17 protein-coding genes and 3 pseudogenes are annotated in these 19814 nt (G+C 44.7%); 12 read left to right on the top strand and 8 right to left on the bottom strand.

What is annotated here, in order from left to right; genetic code table 11:
• Positions 1–207 precede the first annotated feature (207 nt).
• Together RIG27_RS29655 and RIG27_RS29650 are read right to left on the bottom strand one after the other, a co-directional pair.
• The gene (locus RIG27_RS29655) at positions 208–1185 is read right to left on the bottom strand and encodes an NUDIX hydrolase (RefSeq protein WP_446350703.1); all 978 of its coding nucleotides are present in this window, start codon (positions 1183–1185) and stop codon (positions 208–210) included.
• A gap of 173 nt (positions 1186–1358) precedes the next feature.
• Positions 1359–2492 carry a DegT/DnrJ/EryC1/StrS family aminotransferase gene (locus RIG27_RS29650; protein WP_446350702.1) on the bottom strand — a complete coding sequence of 378 codons (1134 nt, stop codon included), beginning with the start codon at positions 2490–2492 and terminating at the stop codon, positions 1359–1361.
• Between the two features lie 131 nt (positions 2493–2623).
• On the opposite strand from RIG27_RS29650, the gene RIG27_RS29645 reads away from it, so the two are divergent.
• From RIG27_RS29645 to RIG27_RS29630, 4 genes and pseudogenes are all read left to right on the top strand, one after another.
• The gene (locus RIG27_RS29645; RefSeq protein WP_446350701.1) at positions 2624–3058 is read left to right on the top strand and encodes a helix-turn-helix transcriptional regulator; all 435 of its coding nucleotides are present in this window, start codon (positions 2624–2626) and stop codon (positions 3056–3058) included.
• Positions 3059–3192: 134 nt separating this feature from the next.
• Positions 3193–3654, top strand: a pseudogene (locus RIG27_RS29640) (DUF1349 domain-containing protein); the annotation flags it as partial.
• A gap of 38 nt (positions 3655–3692) precedes the next feature.
• Entirely contained in the window at positions 3693–3932 is a 240-nt protein-coding gene (locus RIG27_RS29635; protein WP_446336955.1) for a DUF433 domain-containing protein, read from the top strand.
• On the top strand, positions 3929–4168 hold the full coding sequence (locus RIG27_RS29630; RefSeq protein ID WP_446350700.1) for a DUF5615 family PIN-like protein: 240 nt from the start codon (positions 3929–3931) through the stop codon (positions 4166–4168). Before RIG27_RS29635 ends, RIG27_RS29630 begins: the two co-directional genes overlap by 4 nt.
• On the opposite strand, the pseudogene RIG27_RS29625 reads toward RIG27_RS29630, so the two are convergent.
• The 6 genes and pseudogenes from RIG27_RS29625 to RIG27_RS29600 form a co-directional block, all read right to left on the bottom strand.
• Positions 4128–4985 (bottom strand): annotated as a pseudogene (locus RIG27_RS29625) (DMT family transporter); the annotation flags it as partial. The gene RIG27_RS29630 and the pseudogene RIG27_RS29625 sit on opposite strands and share 41 nt — an antisense overlap.
• A 193-nt stretch (positions 4986–5178) precedes the next feature.
• Positions 5179–6171 (bottom strand): ketol-acid reductoisomerase, encoded by a 993-nt coding sequence (gene ilvC / locus RIG27_RS29620; protein WP_446350699.1) that lies wholly within the window; start codon positions 6169–6171, stop codon positions 5179–5181.
• 149 nt (positions 6172–6320) lie between these two features.
• Positions 6321–7304, bottom strand: coding sequence for a glycosyltransferase family 2 protein (locus RIG27_RS29615; RefSeq protein WP_446350698.1), 984 nt, complete (start codon positions 7302–7304; stop codon positions 6321–6323).
• Between the two features lie 324 nt (positions 7305–7628).
• Positions 7629–8780 (bottom strand): carotenoid oxygenase family protein, encoded by a 1152-nt coding sequence (locus RIG27_RS29610; RefSeq protein ID WP_446350697.1) that lies wholly within the window; start codon positions 8778–8780, stop codon positions 7629–7631.
• Positions 8781–8823: 43 nt separating this feature from the next.
• A complete protein-coding gene (locus tag RIG27_RS29605; RefSeq protein ID WP_446350696.1) occupies positions 8824–10305 on the bottom strand; it encodes a carotenoid oxygenase family protein in 1482 nt (493 codons plus the stop codon).
• A gap of 109 nt (positions 10306–10414) precedes the next feature.
• Positions 10415–12058 carry a folate/biopterin family MFS transporter gene (locus RIG27_RS29600; protein WP_446350695.1) on the bottom strand — a complete coding sequence of 548 codons (1644 nt, stop codon included), beginning with the start codon at positions 12056–12058 and terminating at the stop codon, positions 10415–10417.
• 339 nt (positions 12059–12397) lie between these two features.
• On the opposite strand from RIG27_RS29600, the gene RIG27_RS29595 reads away from it, so the two are divergent.
• The 8 genes and pseudogenes from RIG27_RS29595 to RIG27_RS29560 all read left to right on the top strand — a co-directional run bounded on the left by RIG27_RS29595 (position 12398) and on the right by RIG27_RS29560 (position 19309).
• On the top strand, positions 12398–12643 hold the full coding sequence (locus RIG27_RS29595; protein ID WP_446350694.1) for a hypothetical protein: 246 nt from the start codon (positions 12398–12400) through the stop codon (positions 12641–12643).
• A pseudogene (locus RIG27_RS29590) lies at positions 12616–12711 on the top strand (hypothetical protein); the annotation flags it as partial. The gene RIG27_RS29595 and the pseudogene RIG27_RS29590, both read left to right, overlap by 28 nt.
• On the top strand, positions 12688–12939 hold the full coding sequence (locus RIG27_RS29585) for an EF-hand domain-containing protein (RefSeq protein WP_446350704.1): 252 nt from the start codon (positions 12688–12690) through the stop codon (positions 12937–12939). The pseudogene RIG27_RS29590 and the gene RIG27_RS29585, both read left to right, overlap by 24 nt.
• Positions 12940–13368: 429 nt before the next feature.
• A complete protein-coding gene (locus RIG27_RS29580; RefSeq protein WP_446350693.1) occupies positions 13369–13815 on the top strand; it encodes a hypothetical protein in 447 nt (148 codons plus the stop codon).
• A gap of 141 nt (positions 13816–13956) precedes the next feature.
• Positions 13957–15264 (top strand): tetratricopeptide repeat protein, encoded by a 1308-nt coding sequence (locus tag RIG27_RS29575; RefSeq protein WP_446350692.1) that lies wholly within the window; start codon positions 13957–13959, stop codon positions 15262–15264.
• Positions 15265–15391: 127 nt separating this feature from the next.
• Positions 15392–16747, top strand: a complete 1356-nt coding sequence (locus tag RIG27_RS29570) for an AAA family ATPase (protein ID WP_446350691.1) — start codon at positions 15392–15394, stop codon at positions 16745–16747.
• Between the two features lie 2 nt (positions 16748–16749).
• Complete coding sequence (locus RIG27_RS29565; RefSeq protein WP_446350690.1) at positions 16750–17115, top strand: hypothetical protein; 366 nt, start codon at positions 16750–16752, stop codon at positions 17113–17115.
• Between the two features lie 259 nt (positions 17116–17374).
• Positions 17375–19309, top strand: coding sequence for a CHASE2 domain-containing protein (locus RIG27_RS29560; RefSeq protein ID WP_446350689.1), 1935 nt, complete (start codon positions 17375–17377; stop codon positions 19307–19309).
• The last annotated feature ends 505 nt before the right edge of the window (positions 19310–19814 follow it).

Here is a 19814-nt window from a genome sequence, read left to right as displayed (position 1 = left end):
CTGGGCTTTACTCCTACTACCAGTTCTATGATTGATAAAATTTTGGCTGTAGCTCTTGATTTAATCAATCCTAAACATTTAAGAAATTGGTTTGCTCATTGTTGTTACTGTACCTCATAGCAGCGCGAAGCGCTGTATCTGATCCATTGCTCTCTCCCTGAAAATGACATAGATAGCTTGCTTCCAAATTTGTGACCGTTAAATCGTTTACCAATACTTTTGAACCAAGTATTCTAAGCCAAACCGAGAGGAAAACATCAATGATTTGGGTTCTTTGGCTCCAGGTAACCGCCCCTGTTCCAGCAGCGCTTCAGCTTCAGTTTTATTACCAATGCGAACCAATCGAGAATGTTCTTGCCATTGCCCAGACTGGAAATAGCGATCGCACATTTGGGTTTGGACGACGAAAACCAAGTCCACCTCTCCAGTTAGCGGATTTCCCGACATACCAATAAACTGAGTATTCCGCTCATCTAAAGTCATCGCAACGCCGACTTCTTCCCATAGCTCTCGTTGAGCATCCTGATAGAAGTTAATCTCTTCAACATTGGCAGAAAATGTCGCCAAACCTGCCACAAAATTGAGAACACCTGGGTAATCAACATGAGCCGATCGCTCGCCAATATAGACACTGCCATCCGTCGTCAGGGGGACAACGGCGACGCCAATTCCCCGGGCAAAATAAGCATAGGGATCGTGATACCGTTCTAATCCACGTTTGATCAGCTTTAGCGCCGCCAAGGGATGACGATCTAAATCCAATCGATAACGAGGATAGCTAGTCAGACCAACCTCTAGAGTGAAGATATCCTGATGGCGAAACCAAAATCCAGCGACTCCAGCGCCGGACCAACGCAGTTTGCGATCGTCATAGTCTCCCGGATGGGTGCCATCAGTGAGGATACCGGAGCGAATTTGGGGATTAATTACGGTGTGGAGGTAGGCGTGAAAGTGAGTGTCGATCGCGTCATTATCTAGACTTTTTGGACCATGCCCTTCCCGCACCTGAATTCCTTTGACGCCTGTCACATCATCGGGATAAACCAAGTGCAGAACATTGCGATTCATGATTAGCGCCTCAGCCAGGGCTTTACTGTGAGGTAAATCAGCAACCGCTGCAGCCACCTGATCTCGATACTCAAGATATTCAGAAGCTGGAGACTCAGCTACGTTTTGCTCGTTCATAGTTCGGTGCGTTGATCAATCGGGTTTCCCAAGGGCGGGTTTAATGTAGGGGCGGGTTTTACTACTATCATTTAGGGTTGCACCCAGATATGACTAAACCCGCCCCTACAAAGTTGTCGCCATAAGTTATCTGTCAAACCCGCCCCGACATCCTTGACAAGCAATGGGGTGCGTTACGCTTCGCTAACACACCCTACGGCTAGAGGTTGTGGGGAAGTCTTAAGCTGATAAAATTGACGAATTTGGGCAATGATGAAATCTTGCTCATCGTCAGTCAAACTGTATGCCGAAGGTAAAGAAATCCCTTGCTCATAGACAGATGTACTCACCGGATAATTCATCTGGGGATCAGCCCAGCCTTGATAGCACGGTTGGAGATGGAGTGGACAGAAAAAGAGTCGGGTTTGAATCCCTTGATCGGCTAAATACTCAGCCAATTCAGCCCGGTTTTCGGCATAAAACGAGGTAAACCAATGGACAGGTTGACAACGTGGATCAATAAAGACAGGCTGTAACTGGGGGACATCAGCTAAACCGGTGATATAGGCGTGATAAATTTGCCGTTTGCGCTCAATAATGGCAGGCAATTTTCTCAGTTGAGCGATACCAACAGCTGCCTGCATTTCCGTCATGGCAAAGTTAAAGCCAATATGTTCATGGACAAAGGTACCTCGATGGGAGCGACCATGATTTTTCAGGCGGCGACAGGTTTGGGCAATACGATCACTATTGGTGAGGATAATCCCGCCTTCACCACAGGTCATGGTTTTGTTACCATAGAAGGAAAAAGCACCAGCGTCTCCGTAGTAGCCGACATGGCGATTGTTAAACTCAACTCCAATTGCCTGAGCGGCATCTTCAATTATTTTTAATTCAAATCGGTTCGCAAAGGTCAATACGGCGTCCATATCCGCACTTTGACCATACAAATGCACGGGCATGATCGCTTTGGTTTTGTCTGTGACTAACCCAGCGGCGGCGTCTACATCAATGCACAGGGTATCGGCTTTTACCGGACAAAAGATGGGCTTGGCGCCTGCCATAATTACGGCATTCGCGGACGCTACGAAGGTTAAGTTGGGGACAATCACTTCATCCCCATGACCAATATCTAAAGCTTTTAAGGCGCAATACAGGGCAGCGGTACCATTGCAAACCGCGATCGCGTGTTTTGCCCCGGTTAATTCTTTAATCCCTTCTTCAAACTTCGCTGTAACTTTATTTTCGGTTAAGTACGTTGATTCGATAACCCGTTTAACTTCGAGCCATTCACTATCATCGATCCACGGTTGAATTTGAGGAATCATCGCTTATCTTTTTCCCAAATAATCGAGTTGACAAAGAGACTGGTTTTAGCCTTTTTCCGACGAGAACGGATTAAACTTATCTAGCCAATCAGTAGAAGTCTAGTTTGGCGCCAGTCTACCTTATTGGTTAATTGCAGCCAGGGTGTGAAGATCAGGATCTTCTGGATCAAAGGGAACATCGGCTCTTCCGTACCTGTTATGCTAAATTGCATCAGAATACGCCCAAACCCTTCCGCCGTTATGCCCTGGTCAAGAAAGCCGAAGCGGTGGCTAGAGCCTATCGTGATCAACCGTTAACACTCCAACAACTCGGCGACGAATTAGGAACTAGCAGTACCGCCTTATTTTATGGCTTTCAAGAAATGTTTGGCATGAGTCCAATGGCGTATATCAAGATTCAACGACTCAATGGGGTAAGTCGCGCTTTAAAAAAGGCTGACCCGAAGACAGAAACGGTGATGGGTGTGGCTCTAAAATGGGGATTTTGGAGTGCCGGACATTTTTCCAGAGACTATAAAAAAATGTTTGGTGAGTCACCATCACAAACGCTGGGAAGGTTCTTTTAAGACAAATGGTACTGACTGGTATGCTGGTGGGCAATGCCCACCCTACGGTATATCATAAGTTTTGTAAATAGACATCAAACCCTTACAAAGGACGAATGACGAATGACGAATGACTTAGCTTAAAAACCGACTTTTGGCGCAAGACGCATTACGGATTTATCCGTGATACAGGACATTTTTATTATCAGGAGATAACCGGTGATTTTATGGCTGTCGTGAAAATCACTGGACAGTATCAGGAACTTTATGACCAAGCAGGGTTAATGATCCGCGAAAATGAGCAGACGTGGTTAAAGTGTGGAATTGAGTTTGTTGACGGTGTACAATATGCCAGCACGGTGGTCACACGAGAGTATTCGGATTGGTCTGTGGTGGGTATTCCGGAAAATCCTAAGTCCTTATGGTTAGAACTACAATGTAGTCGAGGTGCAGTAGAAGTAAAATATTCCCTTGACGGCGAACACTTTACAATGATGAGATTGGCTTATTTGACCGAAGCCGAAACAGTGCAAGTGGGTTTAATGTGTGCGTCACCGGAACGGGAAGGGTTTCAAGTTGTCTTTGAGGGATTTCAAATCAAGACTCTTTCAGCATAGCGGTTCAAACTAATCTAGTCGTTTTGGAGGACTAATTTATGTTGAATTTAGATAGAATTACGTTTAATCCACGTATCATGGCAGGAGTTGCATGTATTCGGGGAATGCGAGTTCCGGTTTCATTAGTTTTAAATTTAGTGGCAAATGGTAAAACAGTGGAGGAAATTATCGAAGATTATCCCTATTTGGAACCTGAAGATATTCAACAGTCATTGCTGTATGCTGCATGGCTGGCACGAGAGCAGGTTTTCCCTATCGTGGGTGAGAAAGTCGGATGAGATTTTTAGCGGATATGGGTATCTCGCCACGTACTGTTAATTGGTTAAAAGCTGCTGGTTATGATGCCATACATTTAGTTGAAGAGGGTTTGGAACGATTAGCCGATGATGAAATTCTTGTAAAAGCTCGTGAGGAACGGCAAAGGCTAATAGGTTTAGAAGACTTAAACCTTCTGAGAAAAGTATCCAGGCAAAAACGGCAGTCATCACGGGTTCAAGTAACAGAACCACGGTGACAAATGCGGAAGAGAAATACTTGAGACTATAGACAATTAACCCATGTCCTAACCCTTCACAGATAGCCGCCAAACCGAACACCGCTAGCCACCCTTGCCAAGATATTGGAAATACTTGGTCTTCCACCATCAGCACAACGGGTATCATAAACAACGTACCCAACAAGCAGCGCCACAGGAGGATATTTTGAACCGCTAATCGACTGCGAAGTTGCTCCAGGATTAAAAAACTGGCAGCATAGAACATGGCAGATAATAACGCCGCTGCATCACCAATAAACGCGGTTTCACTGAACAAGCTATTATCTGATAGAAAGAAATCCTCTAATCCTAATCCAATGGCTCCAGCCAGAGCAATTCCTAGCCCAAACACAAATCGGCGGTCAAAACGCTGACTGAAGAACAACCATCCTCCTAACGCGGTGAATAGGGGAGGCATATTAGACAAAACCGTCGCATTTGCTGCATTGGTTTGAGTCAGTGACCACGTCCACAAAAATCGACCCATGACATGAACAATAGCGACACCGAACAGAAGCATGATTTCACTTATCTGATAGCGTGAATTGGTTTCAGACGGCTCATCCAACTCCTTATTTTGGAGTTGCTTAAAGCCATTCCACAACCCAAAGATAATTGTTGCTATCCAGAGGCGATTGAATACCGTGGCATTGGCGCTAATTTCCTGAACCGATATTTTGATAAAGATGGCGGTTAGCGACAAAGCAATTAAGGCGACTGATAATAAGATTAATGCCGTCCATTTTGGCGGTGAGTCTATTTTTGATTGGGTTGATTCGAGGTTATTTGTCGTCATTAGCGCTACGCATTTACCCGTTCATGATAATTGGGGTTTGCTGAATAAGCCCCCTTTTGCCAAGGCGATTGAAATCACGGCTACACAAACAAAGTCCGCCTACGCGGACTGGGTGATCAAGACTGATGTCATTTGCCAATTGTCTTGCCAAAAAATAACAAAGGACAACGGACAAATGACTAATGACCAATGACTACTTTTTCAACCAGCTAAACATTGCCCGTAAATCTTTACCCACTTCCTCTACCGGATGTTCAGCTTCCTGACGGCGCATGGCGGTGAATCCAGGTTTACCTGACTGATTTTCTAACACAAACTCACGGGCAAATTGACCGGATTGAATTTCTTGCAGGATTTTCCGCATCTCGGCGCGGGTTTGGTCATTAACGATGCGAGGTCCACGGGTATAATCGCCATATTCAGCAGTATTAGAGATACTATCGCGCATATTGGCTAGTCCGCCTTCCACAATCAAATCCACAATTAATTTAACTTCGTGGAGACATTCAAAATACGCCAACTCTGGCTGATAACCTGCTGCGACTAAGGTTTCAAATCCGGCTTTAATTAAGGCACTCAAACCCCCACATAACACGGCTTGTTCACCAAATAAATCGGTTTCCGTTTCTTCCCGGAAGCTGGTTTCTAGTACACCCGCACGAGTTCCACCAATTCCTTTAGCATAAGCCATAGCGCGATCGCGAGCTTGACCTGTGGCATCCTGATACACGGCAAATAGGCAAGGGACACCTTCTCCCTGTTCATAAGTCCGTCGCACTAAATGCCCTGGTCCTTTGGGTGCCACCATGATTACATCTACATCAGGTGGGGGAACGACTTGACCAAAGTGAATATTAAACCCATGGGCGAAAGCCAGGACATTCCCTTTTTTCAAGTTTGGTGCAATTTCTGCGGTGTATACGGTTTTCTGCACCTCATCCGGTAACAAAATCATAATCACATCCGCTGCTTTCGCCGCGTCAGCAACGGAATGAACCTTTAATCCGGCTGACTCCGCTTTCGCCACCGACTTACTGCCCGGATACAGACCCACAATCACCTTAATGCCACTTTCTTTGAGATTCAGGGCGTGGGCGTGACCTTGAGACCCATAGCCGATAATTGCAATTGTTTTATCAGTGAGTAGGTCTAAGTTAGCATCTGCATCGTAATACATCCGGGTCATAGAAGTATCTCCCTTGCTACAAGCATTTTCGTTTGACTGCGGACTATTGATTTTACATCAAAACCCTTGCCTATTGTTAGGGATTTTGTCTGGGTTAGGGCAGATACGGTCGCACTTGCTTCTTGGAGTTACCTTTAGGTTTAAATAACTCAGTTATGTTCACGCACTAATAAAATGGGCGTTCTCTGAGACTCTTGTAATAATTCATCTAAACAATTTCTGGCAATGATTCGTTTTAAAAATAACCTTGCAGACGCTATAGATAAATCCGTTTTTAACCAAATTCTTACCGCGCTGACAAATTTTCTTTTTTTGAGGGCAGCAAATCCCCAATGGATTTTTATCGACGACTTAATTTCTGATAGTTCTGGTAAAGTATGACGATATTTTGGGCTAATACACGAATAAATATTTTCTTTAATAATTAGATTAATTTCCAGGCGTTTATCAAAAGTAAACTTGCGATGAAATGAACCTTGCCAAATAGTCCGGTAAGCCAGACATTTATTGATCAAAACAGCATCGCCAAACTGGGCAATTTTAATCCAGGAATCAATATCATCATAATTCGTATCGAATCGAGTATCCCATCCTCCTGACTTAAGGAAAGCTGAACGGGAAAAGGCTACTTGTACAGGCGTGCCAAATGGCAAGAGTTCCAACAGCATGGCGTAATGAATCTCGGCTTGGGGAACATATACAAGTGTTCCCTTGCCAACGTGCCGACTTCTGCTGATTTCTTTCTCATTCTCATTGATCTGAATGGCTCGACAGGAGCAAATCACAGCATCTGGACGCCCTGCGATCGCCTTAACCATTTCTTCAATACAATTCGGGGCAAGGTAGTCGTCATCATCCACCAGTTTTACCCATTCTCCTGTCGCCAATGCTACACCCTGATTGACCGTTCCTGAGTGACCCAAATTCGTCGAATTTCGATGATAAATTAAACGGGTGTCACCCATGTCCAAGAGTTCTTTCCGTCGCCCCTGGACATACATATCCGTACCATCAGACGATCCATCATCCACCACAATTACTTCGCACGGTATAGTTTGAGCTAACGCACTATCAATTGCTCGCTTGAGCAAGGTGAGGCGATTATGAGTCGTGATGACGATGCTAAATTTCATACCCTTCTCCACCAAAATTATTTTGCCTCGCTCCCTCAATTAATAAGAGAATTCAAGCAATGTCTACAGCGGTTTTAAAATCGGTATCGTCCAAATTTTGGGTTGACTGGTTCTCGGTTTGGCTAAAATTTGGACAATCAGATCAGCCGTAGATATTCATAATTTTACGCTATCAAACCCCAGGGGAGATGGGATGATAGGGGAGGCACGTCTGTATGTAGGGGCGGGTTTTTACCCTGATATCCCTAAATGCGTTTTCGACAAATGATCAATGACGTAGCTTGCTTCTTTTCGGGAGCGAGTAGGACAAATAACCAATGACCATTAAAAGACTGTGGAAGTCCAGCTTCCGTGCAATCCGTAGGGAATATGGTGTTTGAGATGAAGCCGTGCGATCGCACCGTGGCTCAAATCTCGACCATCTAAAATCACCACATCAGAGCGATGGTGACTGGAATCATACACCAACGTCAACACCCAACCCTCATCTTCTCGCTTCGCGTCAGGATGGGGGACAAAAATCGGTTCGCTGACGAAGCCTTGGGGGGCTGCACTCCAAACTTGTTCCTCTCCTGTTGTAACATCAAACTTAGCGATCGCTTGCAGTGGAGCATTTCCTGTGGGATTATGAGCCACTCCCATATACACATAACGGTAAGGGCGTCCCACATGATTAGGATGGACACAGGGAAACTCACAGCAACGCTCCGATAATCGCTGCTGTTGTACCGTAGCATCGGCTAAATTCAGCGTAAACCGAAACAGTTGTCCTGGAGGGAGGGTAAAACCGGGGACAGTGTGAGAGTAACTACGCCGCAATTTCCCGTCTGGTGCTTGTTCATGAATCGTGATTTTGGAATTAAGAAGACCCAGTTTAATTGTAAAACTCACCAAACAGGGGACACCGCCATCTTGATCACAGCTTAGGTCAATCCGAGAGTGTGTTTTACTGAAATGCCCCTTTGCCCAAATACCATCAGGATCGTCTTTCCCTAGAGTTTCTAATGTTTTTGGGTCTAACTGATAATGTTCAGCCGCGTCCCACATGGCTAACAGTTTACCCCCCCAGTAAACCACATGAGTGTTAGCAATATTTTTGAGTTTAATATCAAAAATATTTGCCCACAAACCCCCAGGCTTTTGCGTTCCAAAAACGCCGCGATAAAGAATTTTTACCGCTTTTTTCTCTTTGAGGTAGCCTTCAGTACGGACAAAGCGATTGCGGAAATGGACACGACCTTGGTCAAAGGCGATCGCACATACCATACCATCCCCATCAAAGGGGTGATGCAGTCGCTGACCATTGATATCGAATAAACCTGGACCGTTGCGAAATAATGTGCCCTTCAGCTCTGGCGGAACTTCCCCTTCAATATTCTCAATCCAGTAATCATATTCATTCGGCTGGGATTCATACCACCCTTTCCATCCCTCGCGATCAAAAGATAGTTCGGATTCTTTTTCTGTTGTGATCATTATCTTCTATATTAAATAAACGAATTCAAAAAATCTGCCTGCCTTAAAAGACTGTTGGCGTCCAGCTTCCGTGCAATCCGTAAGGAATATGGTGTTTGAGATGAAGCCGTGCGATCGCGCCGTGGCTCAAATCTCGACTATCCAAAATCACCACATCAGAGCGATGGTGACTGGAATCATACACCAACGTCAACACCCAACCCTCATCTTCTCGCTTCGCCTCAGGATGGGGAACAAAAATGGGTTCGCTGACAAAGCCTTGGGGGGCTGCACTCCAAACTTGTTCCTCTCCTGTGGTTAAATCTAATTTAGCAATGGCTTGAAGTGGAGCATTTCCGGTGGGATTATGAGTCACTCCCATGTATACATAACGGTAAGGGCGTCCAACATGGTTGGGATGAACATAGGGAAACTCACAGGAACGCGCGAATAGTTGCTGTCGTTGTACCGTAGAATCCGCTAAATTCAGCGTAAACCGAAACAGTTGTCCGGGTGGAAGCGCATCAAAATCTACGTTCCGGTAATCTATCTCTGAGTCCACTTGAGTTAATGATTCATAGCAAATTGAATCCACACAAATTTGCTCCCCTTGCTCAAACGCATTGGCATGGTGAAAGATAAACCCAGCGTCAGCTTCCAGAACTTGCATTGGTTTATTACCATAACGGGGAATCACTAAAATCCGCGTCGGTGCGTTGGCTTTAAAGTCTACACATTGACCCGCCCCTTTTAGTCCCAACAGGAAAGGAACGGGATTATAGGTGACAGGATTTTGGAAAAAGATGCAGTAATTGGGTGTAATTGCAAAGTCATGGATAAAAGCAAAACCCGGAACCGTATGACATTGACTCCGTTTCAATTTCCCGGCTGCATCCAATTCATAAATGGTGATTTTAGTAGAAAAACCCGGTTTAATCGCAAAATTCACCAAACAAGGCGCACCCCCATCTTGGTTACAGCTTGGGTCAATCCAAGGATGGGCGCCAAATGCCTCTCCGGGTGCCAAAATACCCTCTAGAGTTTCTTTGCCAATGGTGTCTAACGTTTTGGGATCTAACCGATAGGGTTCCGCTTGTTCCCAAAGAGCTAAGAGTTTACCCCCCCAATAAATCACATTCGTGTTAGCAATATTTTTGATTTCAATATCAAAGGCATTCGCCAGCCACCCTCCGGGCTTTTGCGTACCAAAAACACCGCGATACAGCATTTTTCCGGCTTCTTGTTCTTTGAGAAAGCCTTCAGTCCGGACAAAGCGATTGCGGAAATAAGCACGACCCTGATCAAAGGCGATCGCACAGATCATACCATCCCCATCAAAGGGGTGATGCAGAGGTTGACCATGGACATCGAGTAAACCTGGACCATTGCGAAACAACGTGCCATTCAGCGCTGGTGGAATTTCCCCTTCAATGTCCTCAATCCAGTAATCATATTCATTCGGTTGAGATTGATACCCCTGTTTCCATGCTTCCTGATCATAAGAACGGGCAGATTTTGAGTCTAAGAATTGTTCTGTTGCAATCATCTTGTATTCCCTCTTTATTTAATCGTGTTTGTAGTAAGCGCTTTAGCGCTATTGATCGAGAGGACTAAAGTCCTCACTACCAACCCGGTTTGTAGTAGGCGCTTTAGCGCTATTGATCAAGAGGACTAAAGTCCTCACTACCAACCCGGTTTGTAGTAGGCGCTTTAGCGCCATTGATAAGAGGACTAAAGTCCTCACTACCAACCCGGTTTGTAGTAGGCGCTTTAGCGCCATTGATAAGAGGACTAAAGTCCTCACTACCAACCCGGTTTGTAGTAGGCGCTTTAGCGCCTTTGACAAGAGGACTAAAGTCCTCACTACCAACCCGGATAAACTCGGGTACAACATCAGGGAGAAATGGCTGTTCGGAGAAAGAACCCGACGTATGATGTTCAAATATTTCTGCTGGCGGTAATGATTTAGACTCTGTTTCGCCTTTAATTTCAGTTTGCGGATCAGAAGCTGGTAACCAACCCAAGAAGGGCAAGGGTAATAAGCTAGAGAGGTTGGTAATCGTCAGTAATAACCACAGGCGATCAAAGTTATGTTCTGTCACCCCTAGCCAGTGGGTTAATAACGCCCCCAATTCATGAGATAACAATCCGGATAAATTCCATATCGACATCAGCAGGGCAAATAAAGTCGCTTCTACTCCCGATGGGCAGAGTCTGGCTGAAAGCACAAGTACGGGCATAAATGTAATCTGTCCAATCACCGTCAGAATCAAACTGTCGCCTAAACTAAACCAGTGATCATCAATACCTAATGCCCGATTCGCATGGGTGACGAGGATGAGAGTCGTCATCCCCAAAACAGCCGACAGGACAGTTGTCCATCCCATAATCGTGCGGAAAGGGATACCCTTTAAAAACCGTTGAAATACCCAAACCCCCACCAGAGACGCCAAACTGGTGACTAAACGCACTCGCCCTAAAAATTCCGGCTCAAATCCGAGTTCATTGGTGGAGAAGAAGAAAAAGGCTGAATCTGCGGTGGGTGAGGCTTGCCAGATAAAGATAAAGGCTGTGGGTAGCCAGATGGCTTTTTGAGTCACCGCATGACGCAGTTGCTTAATTTGGTTGGTGACAGTGGCGGTGTTTATCCCCGAACTAACGGATTCTTCGGCAATTAACCACGCCACGCCGGAAACGAGTAGGGGAAAGGTGGCGGTAATGCCAAAAACGGTTTGGGTGTTAAACGCCTCCAGCAGCCAACCACTCAGATATGCCGTAATCACTCCCCCGACAGCAGAGGTTCCCCACGTTAGGGATTGTAGGGAACCAGAGTTGCTTAATGATTCCCGCCTTGCCCGTTCCACCACCAGGGAGTCTACGATGACATCACTAATCGCTACAGAAAGGGAACTGAGGAGAATGGCAAGGGTTGCTGCCCAAGCTGTATGGACTACCGTTGCCAAACTTAACCACGCGGCTGTTCCCATCAATCCAGACAAGACGAGATAGGGGCGGCGACGATAGCCAAATAAGGGGAGTCCGTCGGAAAGAAAGCCAAATAGGGGTTTAATTACCCAAGGTAAGGTAGCAATCCCGATTAGGGCTGCGACTTGGGCGGGACTCAAACCGAGTTCGTCTTTGAGGAAGAAGCTAATCGCTAAACGGGCTAGCCCCAGGATACCCTGGACAAAGTAGACGATGAGGATGGCAATCAACTCCGGTGTGGGTTCATTGCCAAAAAAGACTTTATCTTTAACGGCTTGTTTAACGCGATCGAAGCCAGAGGCGGACACAATCATGAACTTTTTTTAAGATTTATCTCTTTTTCTATCTTACACGCCAAATTGGGTTTACCTCGTCTGTCTATAGGCGATCGCCTCAAGGGGCACGATAATATCCATTGGTGTCAACTTAAGCTCTTGCCAGAAAGCGATACCTGGAGATAGACCCCACCCTAACCCTCCCCTTTAAAAGGGGAGGGAACAAGGAACTCAAATGGCTCTGATTTTCCCCCTACCCCCATCGTTCCCCCCTTTTAGATCCCCCTCCCGTCCCCCTTTTTGATAGACAAGTAATTTAGATAATAGTAGAATATTTTCTGGATCAATAAAAACAAAACCCACAGACAATAGGAGACTATGTTAACGGAACTGCAAACCAAAAAATGGACAAGACTATTCCAAGTCTATGACGCCGATGGAAACGGCACAATCACGCAGGAAGACTTTGAACTCATCTTCCAAAATTTAGCAAAATTCCGTAATCTGGAAGCCAATACACCCCAGTACGATCAACTCCATACCAAGTATATGGAGGGTTGGGAGCTTGTTAAAAAAATGCAGACAAAGATAACGATGGTAAAGTCCAGCTTGAGGAGTGGCTAGAACACGCCGATCGACTCATCCATGACGAATCAATGTACCAAACAATTGTTGGCTTTGTCAACCAACTTTTCGACTTATTAGACTTAGATGGCAATGGTGTCATTACGATTAAGGAGTACAAAACAATTCTGTCGAGTTGGAATGTTTCTGAAGACTTAGCGCAGGAAACATTTCCTAAGTTAGATTCAAATGGTGACGGTCATATATCCAAAGAAGAATTCATGGAATTAGCTCGACAATTCCATGCGAGCGATGATCCACAGGCACCTGGAAACTGGTTCTTGGGTTCTTACTAAATTCGGCTCTGAATAACAAAAGGCTACTTTACAAAGTTTACGTGAAAGAGCAAAGTTGGATTCTCCCAGTTGTGCAAATTACCATCCATTTATGATAACACAAAAAACCTGTATTTTTTCCCTATTGCCTATTGCCTATTGCCTTTTTACTCCGTTGCTGTGTTAACGGCTTAAATGGAAACGCGATCGCTAACGAGGTTATCATAATTGACAAGAAAACTGGCGATCACTCCGAGTTTGTAGTAGGCGCTCTATTCGCCATGAGAGGACTAAAGTCCTCACTACTGACGGCTTGTCGAGTCGAGGATTCCATGTTGTCGCCTCAGCAAAACCTGAAAAACTGGAGGATGTTCTGTGCAAAGTTTCTCGTTTCCTACTTTTCTAAGAATATTCGGCTTAGTCTTGTCCGCAGCCGGACTGATAATTTCTATGAAAGGGCTTTTCCTACCCTGGTTTTCCGACTATAATAGAGTTGTAAATAGCGTTATAACTGGATTAGATCTTTGGGTACACGGCGACTGGCTAACTATTCTCAGCTATAGTCTGGCATGGATAGTTTTTCTAACGTACTGCTTTAAACCGAATTATGTTGGTTTATGTACAACGTTTTTCAGTCACGTTCTTCCTATATTCTACATTAGATTGCAATTCTTAGTAGTGTTTGGACACAGAGGGACTCCTGACAATATTTTTGAGTCTGGCGGCGGTGGTGTTGATTTCCCATTGACGCCAGAACCAGGATTATCGAGCACTTTTGTGGGTATGGGCTTAATTCTCATCGGTGTTTTTATTGGCATGAATAACCAGAATAAAAAATTTTATCTGACTACAATGATACCAATGGATTTTATCTATCTATTGAATCTACTGAATTAAAATACAGGTATTTTTCCCTATTGCCTATTGCCTTTTTACTCCGTTGCTGTGTAAACGACTCAAATGGAAACGCGATCGCTAATGAGGTTATCATGAGTGACAAGACAACTGGCGATCGCATAAACGAGTTGGACGTGGGCAATGGAGCAGGAATTTTACGAGCGCGGGCGCGAGAAGGCGCAACAAGGCGATTTAGAGGGAGCGATTCAGGAGTTTGAGCAAGCGTTGCGGATTAATCCAGAATTTGCCGATGCTTACTACAAACGGGGATTGGCTCGTTTTGATTTAGGGGATTGTCAAGGTGCGATCGCGGATTATTCCCAGGCGCTACAGGTGAATCCTGAACATCTAGATAGTTATTTGGGGCGCAGTTTGGCTCAATTGGCGCAGGGAGAGGCTCAGAGTTCCCTAGAAGATGCTCAACAGGTGATCCAGATTGATGGGAATCACGGGGCGGCGTATAAACTGCAAGGGACAGCCTACCGTCGGTTGGGGAAGACGAAAGAGGCGATCGCATCCTTTAAACAAGCGGCTAAACTGTATCTGGATCAGAAAGACAAAGACAATTGCCAGAGTTGCCTAGAGAGTATCAAGCAAATTCAGGCAGCGCAAATCCAGGCGGCGAGTGCGGCGGAAACGCAAAAGTATTTGACTCAAGTTATCAACAAGCTACAACGGGGAAAGCATCGGGAAGCCTTAGAGGATTGCCAGTGGCTGTTGCACGTTGCGCCCAATGATGCTAGAGCCTATTGCTATCGCGGCATTATTCGCAGCAAATTGGGGAATTTAAGAGGAGCGATGGAAGATTTAGGTCGAGCCATGCAGCTTGATCCTAATGATATCCAAGTGCGTCACTATCGGGGGCGGGTTCGCATTGAACTGGGGGACTATCGGGGTGCGATCGCGGATTTTACCCAGTTACTTGAGGTACAACCAGAAAATTCCCAATTTTACGTCTGCCGAGGTCAAGCTTACTCGAAACTGGGCGACTATCGCCAAGGGATTGAGGACTATTCGCGAGGATTAACGATTCAGCCCAATGATCCGCAAATCTATTATCATCGGGCGGCGGCGCGGGCTGATTTTCAAGATTACCAAGGCGCAGCAGACGATTATCAGCAAGCGGCGAACCTGTATTTTGAGAAACAGGATTGGCAGAAGTATAATCAGGCATTAAATCAGCAGAAGCAACAAATAGCAAAGGCTGAAGCTGAGATTAAAAAACGCTCGGCTCAATTGAATCGGAAAGACATTTTTATCAATCAAGAACGACAAATTCGATTCAATGCGCGGGTGGATCGGAACTTACAGGAACAACTCCTGCGAATGGTGGGGGGATACTGGGATGTGGCGGTGCGTTTGATTGAAATAGCTAAGAAGAAATATCCGGGTATGCCAGAGAATTGGTACTTGCAAAAAGTAATCGATGATTTAGAGCGCGATCGCTAATTTCAATATCTCCACGAAATCATTGTTAATTGATAAAAGATTCAGACTATTTTAGTCTGTACGTTCGCGCATTTGCCAGCCCCGATTTTGTTTTATATACTTTAGAAGTAGCGTTTCCGATCGCCTTATGTCTCAACGGTTAACGATTCACAAATTTAGTCCTCTTGCAGATGTACAGATCGACCTGAAAGATTTACTTATTTTCATTGGTTCGCAAGCAAGTGGCAAAAGCACTGTTAGTAAAGCTATTTTCTTTTTTAAGTCTTTAAGAGATGATTTAACCAGTTATTTATACCAATGTTACAATCAGCATCGATTTGAAGAACAGATAACAATTTTTGCTAAACGGGCAAAGCAGAAATTTATCAAAATTTATGGATCTGTATTGCAATTTCCGGAGATGGAGCTAACGTATCACTATGGAAATGGCATGGAAGTTATTATTCGTAATCATCCAGATAATCGGTTCACAGATATTATCTTTGATTATCAGTTTAAACAAAAGTTTCGTGAGCTAGTCGCTCAATTACGTCAGTTAGATGATGAGTTACAGCAGAAATCCCTAAAATTTTCTTCTTCCCGAGAAATCAGTGCGATTAAGGCTCAAGAAGCCGCTTTATTTGAAACTATCACAGATGAAGTTAATCAGCTCTTTAATGATGAACGAGATCTATTATTCTTGCCCGCTGGTCGCAGTCTGATAACTACATTATCTCAGCAGCGTTACAACATTGACATGGGAGATGAATTTACCTCCAGCGAGCTAGAGTCAGAAGCAGATAGCTTAATAAAGCTAGACTATCTGATGCAGAATTTTATCAACCGAATTGACAATGCTAAATCCTTGTTTAATCAAATCTCTCTAGATTCTTTCATTAAAAACAAACTTGATCAATCTAGAAAGCCTGATACTGAGCAAATAATCCGACTCGCTCAAAACCTAGTGAACTCAATTTTGAAAGGATATTACCGATATCAAAATGGTACAGAGTGGATTGACTTTGGTAATAATCAAAGCACGTTAATTAATTTTGCTTCTTCAGGACAACAGGAAGTCGTCTGGATTGTCTTACTAATTTTGCTTTTAATTATTGAGCAACGCCAAGTTTTTCTAGTAGTTGAAGAACCTGAAGCTCATCTTTTTCCAGTCGCGCAAAAGCAAATCATTGATTTAATTGCGCTGCTTGCCAATCAAAACGAAAATCAAGTGATAGTAACAACTCACAGTCCCTATATTCTCTCATCCTTTAATAATCTGCTCTATGCCCATAACTTAGGAACAGACAAATCAGAAAAAGTCGAGCAAGTCGTTGATCGTCATTTATGGCTTGATCCACATCGATTAGATGCTTACATTTTGGAAGAAGGCACGGCTCGTTCTATTATTGATTCAGATATGGGACTGATTGAGTCAGCCGAAATTGATAAGGCTTCTGATATAATCATTGATACATTTAATCAATTATTTGAACTTGAAGATTAAGCATGATATGCAGTTGCAAGGAGTTTCAGAGAAAGTATCCCGATTGCACAGTTTGCTCTCAGGGCAAGAAAATTACGGCTCAAGAAAATAAGCGAAAATATATTCTTAATAACCCATCTGGAAAACAAGTGTGCAAAGTTAAAATTGATGATTGTGTGATTAAGAGTCAAGAACAGCGTAAATGTGATTATTTGTATTTTAAATCTAAAATTACGGGTAAGGTGTTTGCTAGAGTTGTACTGAGTAGAGTTCCTAGTCCTAAGATTATTGAGGTTAATCCTGGAGTAATAAAGCTGAGAAAGTTGCTCAAAAAATATAGTGGTAATTTTGCCTATAGTTCTAGACAGTATGAAAATGATACAATTTGAAAAATTGTCTATCACTGAAAATAAGCGTTGGTAGTCAGCGCTAAACGCTGATGGCGAAGACAGCGCAACTACGAACCAACGTTCTATACCTGCTATTCAACTGAAAACGACTATAACTGAGGTATCACCCCGTATCCAGAAAAGTGGCATAATGCGGTAAGGGTTATGCTGCCATAGTCAGTTGGACAAATTGAGGCATCTTCGGGTTTGAGTAATCTCTCCATTGCTGTCCAGCGGCTTCCGAGAAGCTTAGAGATTTATGCCTATGATTTTTCGCATCCCTCGAAAGGTTAGTCTGGCGTTACCCGATTTGGCAAATCTGCGAGTCGTGGGCGTTTCAACCATTGCCGTTATTATTACCCTTCTGGGCGTGCGACACTTGGGTGGACTAGAAACGCTAGAACTGGCGGCGTATGATCAGTTTGTCCGCTTGCGACCTCTGGAAACGGAACCTGATCCTCGGATCTTGGTTGTCGCGATTACAGAACAAGACCTGGAAAATCAAAACCAGTGGCCCATCTCAGATCAGGTTTTAGCACAAGTATTACGCCAACTGCAAGCCGCAGAACCCGCCGTTATTGGTCTAGATTTGTATCGCAATCTTCCTGTGGAACCGGGTGATCAGCAGTTAGTGGAACAACTCCAACAACCGAATTTAATTGCCATTCAGAATATTGATATCCGCGCCGGAACCCCACCGCCACCAGATGTATCACCGGAACGCATTGGTTTTAATGATATACCCCTTGACCCAGATGATGTGGTTCGTCGCAATTTGTATTTGGCGGAGAATGAAAGCGGCGTGCTTTTCTCATTTTCCCTGCTTCTGGCACTCGCTTATCTGGAAACCCGTGGGATTGAACTAGAAGCCAGTCCCGATAATCCAGATATTCCCCAGCTTGGTGAGGCTGTGTTGTCACCCATAACAGAAAATGCGGGGGGATATCAAAAGGGAGATGTTGGCGGGTTCCAAATCTTACTCAATTATCGTTTCCCTTACCAAGTTGGGCGACAAGTATCCTTAACTGATGTCTTAGCCGGAAAGGTTGATCCGAGTTGGGTGGAGGACAAGATTGTGATTATTGGTTCCACTGCACCCAGTCTCAAAGACTTATTCGCTACACCCTTTAGTCCCGCCCTGGAAAAAAATGCGAAAATACCTGGAGTTTTAATGCAGGCTCAAATGGTTAGCCAATTCCTGGATGCGGCGACGGGTAAGCGTCCTTTATTCTGGTTTTGGTCAGAAAAGGCGGAAATTCTGTGGATTGTTGGTTGGATTGCGATCGGGGGGATATTGGGGCGAGTGACGTATCATCCCCTGGCGTTAATTATTGGAGTAACGGGTAGTTTGGGGGTGTTATCGAGTGTTTGTTTTTACCTATTGACCCAAGGTGGCTGGGTTCCGTTTGCAGCGCCAGCATTCGGATTTGGGTTAACGGTAGCGATTTTTGTCACTCATCGTTCTTATGAAGCCCATCAACAGCAGCAGATTGTGATGAAACTGTTGGGACAGAATACCTCTCCTGAAGTCGCTCAAGCCCTTTGGCAAGGTCGCGATCGCTTGCTAAAATCTGGGAAGTTACCGGGGATTCGCCTCACCGCTACGATGTTCTTTGCCGATATTAAAGATTTCAGCACCATATCGGAAAAGATGACCCCAGAGGCGTTGTTAGAGTGGTTAAATGAAATTCTGGGAGTGGTGACTCGTGAAGTCCTCCAGGGTCAGGGGATTGTGAATAAGTTTACCGGTGATGGGGTGATGGTGGCGTTTGGTGTACCCATGTCTCGTCTGCACAGAACTGAAGTTGCTGAAGATGCCAAAGCCGCTGTAGACTGTGCGTTAGCAATTAGCGATCGCCTGGAGTCGATGAACCGAGATTGGCGACGCCGAGGTTTACCGGTGATTCAAATGCGGATTGGTATTTTTACCGGTCCTGTTGTGGTGGGTAGTTTAGGGGGCAAAGACCGCTTAGAATATGGCGTAATTGGCGATAGTGTTAATATTGCGTCCCGGCTAGAGAGTTGTGAGAAACAGCGTCAACCAACTCCCTGTCGGATTCTCATTGGTCAACAAACGCTAGATCAACTGCAAGGGGAGTTTGAAGTTGAATCCTGGGGACCTCTAGCCTTGAAGGGGAAACAGCAAACAGTTAATGTCTATCGCGTTTTGGCACGAACCCCTATCTTAGAGTAGAACGGTACTGAAATAAACATTTTGGCATCGCCGAAACCCTTAATATACCGTAGGGTGGGCACTGCCCACCAGCCTTACAGCGCTTTGCGCTCTCCATAAAGTACAGTAGATAAAAGTCCCCCTTTTTAAGGGGGATTTAGGGGGATCGACAATGTACCGCATAGGAGAGCAAACTGCTGTAAGTTAGAGAGTGCAGAGTATACAAGTTAACGTATCTCTCTTTTCTCAGATGGGTAAAACCTTAGAGACAACTACAAATCATAAGATTTTAAATAGACGACTGGCTGACTTGATTGTGCGAGAAGTCTCCCGCCATAATCTACGATTTGGCGGCGAGATGAATCGCGCCTTGAGACAAAACTTGTTTTTATCTAATTCGGCAAGAAGACCCTCACTTGAGCGTGATGGGATGAATTGCCAGAGATGCTATAATCAAAATGGTTTGAATCCCCTCGGTGGGCGGTAGTGAAGGGCTTTTTAAGCGGCACGATGGCACCGGAAAGTC

Origin of the sequence: Coleofasciculus sp. F4-SAH-05 (genome assembly GCF_040222985.1) — a bacterium.
Taxonomy (GTDB): Bacteria; Cyanobacteriota; Cyanobacteriia; order Cyanobacteriales; family Coleofasciculaceae; genus Coleofasciculus; species Coleofasciculus chthonoplastes.
This window is presented reverse-complemented; position numbering and strand designations above follow the sequence as displayed.

Coding starts and splice junctions, on each gene's coding strand:
- RIG27_RS29655 (WP_446350703.1), bottom strand. CDS start 1,185: ATGAACGAGCAAAACGTAGCTGAGTCTCCAGCTTCTGAATATCTTGAG.
- RIG27_RS29650 (WP_446350702.1), bottom strand. CDS start 2,492: ATGATTCCTCAAATTCAACCGTGGATCGATGATAGTGAATGGCTCGAA.
- RIG27_RS29635 (WP_446336955.1), top strand. CDS start 3,693: ATGTTGAATTTAGATAGAATTACGTTTAATCCACGTATCATGGCAGGA.
- RIG27_RS29630 (WP_446350700.1), top strand. CDS start 3,929: ATGAGATTTTTAGCGGATATGGGTATCTCGCCACGTACTGTTAATTGG.
- ilvC (WP_446350699.1), bottom strand. CDS start 6,171: ATGACCCGGATGTATTACGATGCAGATGCTAACTTAGACCTACTCACT.
- RIG27_RS29615 (WP_446350698.1), bottom strand. CDS start 7,304: ATGAAATTTAGCATCGTCATCACGACTCATAATCGCCTCACCTTGCTC.
- RIG27_RS29610 (WP_446350697.1), bottom strand. CDS start 8,780: ATGATCACAACAGAAAAAGAATCCGAACTATCTTTTGATCGCGAGGGA.
- RIG27_RS29605 (WP_446350696.1), bottom strand. CDS start 10,305: ATGATTGCAACAGAACAATTCTTAGACTCAAAATCTGCCCGTTCTTAT.
- RIG27_RS29600 (WP_446350695.1), bottom strand. CDS start 12,058: ATGATTGTGTCCGCCTCTGGCTTCGATCGCGTTAAACAAGCCGTTAAA.
- RIG27_RS29595 (WP_446350694.1), top strand. CDS start 12,398: ATGTTAACGGAACTGCAAACCAAAAAATGGACAAGACTATTCCAAGTC.
- RIG27_RS29580 (WP_446350693.1), top strand. CDS start 13,369: ATGAAAGGGCTTTTCCTACCCTGGTTTTCCGACTATAATAGAGTTGTA.
- RIG27_RS29575 (WP_446350692.1), top strand. CDS start 13,957: ATGGAGCAGGAATTTTACGAGCGCGGGCGCGAGAAGGCGCAACAAGGC.
- RIG27_RS29570 (WP_446350691.1), top strand. CDS start 15,392: ATGTCTCAACGGTTAACGATTCACAAATTTAGTCCTCTTGCAGATGTA.
- RIG27_RS29565 (WP_446350690.1), top strand. CDS start 16,750: ATGATATGCAGTTGCAAGGAGTTTCAGAGAAAGTATCCCGATTGCACA.
- RIG27_RS29560 (WP_446350689.1), top strand. CDS start 17,375: ATGCCTATGATTTTTCGCATCCCTCGAAAGGTTAGTCTGGCGTTACCC.